The organism is Nocardia sp. NPDC050378 (assembly GCF_040655675.1).
In the GTDB taxonomy this organism is placed as follows: Bacteria; Actinomycetota; Actinomycetes; order Mycobacteriales; family Mycobacteriaceae; genus Nocardia; species Nocardia coubleae.
The window spans coordinates 1-1,457 of the sequence record NZ_JBFAKI010000044.1; the positions used below are offsets into that span (position 1 = coordinate 1).

A 1,457-nucleotide genomic window follows, 5' to 3' on the forward strand; every position below is an offset into this window, starting at 1 on the left:
GGCACACCGGACTCATCGAGCGCATCGCTCAATGTCACGCAGATGGTCGCCTCGGTCGGCCCGTACGCGTTCACCATCCGACGCCCCGGCGACCACCGCTCCACCAAATCCGCAGCACACGGTTCCGCACCCACCACCAACGTGCCCAGACTCGCCAGCCCATCAACCGACACCGTGCCCAACACCGACGGCGGAATCAACGCATGAGTCACCTCATGCCGACCAGCGAAATCGGCCAGCTCGTCACCCAGCAGCGGACCCGGCGGGGCGATCACCAACTCCGCTCCCGACAACAGCCCCATCACGAACTCCATCACCCACGCATCAAAACTCGGAGACGCCAACTGCAGAACACGCGAACCCGGCCCCACCCCAAAAGAATTCACAAAAGACCGAAGCAAACCCGCCACACCGTCATGGCCGACCATCACACCCTTCGGCGTCCCCGTCGAACCCGACGTGTAGATCACATACGCCGCACCCTGGACCGCGGCGCGGACCGGGCCGGTGTCACCCGGCGTGAAGGTGTCGAGGAGCAGCCGGGGGATGTCGCCTGGTACAACATGGGCGGTCTCGGTCGTTACCAACGCGAAGGCGGGCGTGGCGTCGCCCAGCATGAATCCGATGCGCTCGGAGGGGTATTCAGGATCGACCGGCAGGAAAGCCGCACCAGCTTTCAACACTCCCAGAACGGCAACAACCAGATCCGACGACCTCGGTAGCACCAACGCCACCACATCGCCAGCACCGACACCACGACCGATCAACTCATGCGCCAAACAATTCGCTCGAGCGTTGAGTTCCCTGTAGGTCAGCCGCTCGTCGGTCGTGACCACAGCGATGGCGTCGGAGTCCTGATCGACCTGTGCCTCGAACAATTCCGGAATCGTGGCAGCAGCCGGTGGTGTTCCTGTGTCGTTCCACTCGACCAGCACCTGCCGGCGTTCCTGCGCCGAAAGCAGATTCACCGCACCGATCAGCGTGTCCGGGTCGGTGACCACCGCGGTCAGCAACCGACCCAACCGGTCGATAAATCCTGCGATGCTGGACCGGTCGAACAGATCGGTGCTGTATTCGACGAACCCGCCGAGTCCGGCGGGACTTCCATCTCCGGAATGGGTTTCGATCAAATGCAGAGACAGATCGACCCGAGACGTGCCGATGCTCACCGGTTCCAGTTCCGTCTCCACCCCGGAAAAATCGAAGCTTCCCTCGGGGGCATTTTGCAGAGCGAGCATCACTTGGAACAGTGGATTGTGGGCCATGGACCGAACAGGGTTCAGTACCTCGACCAAATGCTCGAACGGCACGTCTTGGTGCTCATACGCAGACAAGTCATCCGTACGTACCTGGGCCACGAGGTCGGCAAAGGTCGGGTTGCCCGAGGTATCGGTACGCAGCACCAACGTATTCACGAAGAACCCGACCAAACCATCGAGAGCCTCATCAGTACGACC

At 61.9% G+C, this 1,457-nt stretch carries 1 protein-coding gene; it reads right to left on the reverse strand.

Annotated elements, in window-relative coordinates; translation table 11 throughout:
- Window positions 1–1,457 (reverse strand): AMP-binding protein (locus AB0I35_RS32350; RefSeq protein ID WP_357400107.1); only part of this gene is annotated, 1,457 nt, incomplete at both ends.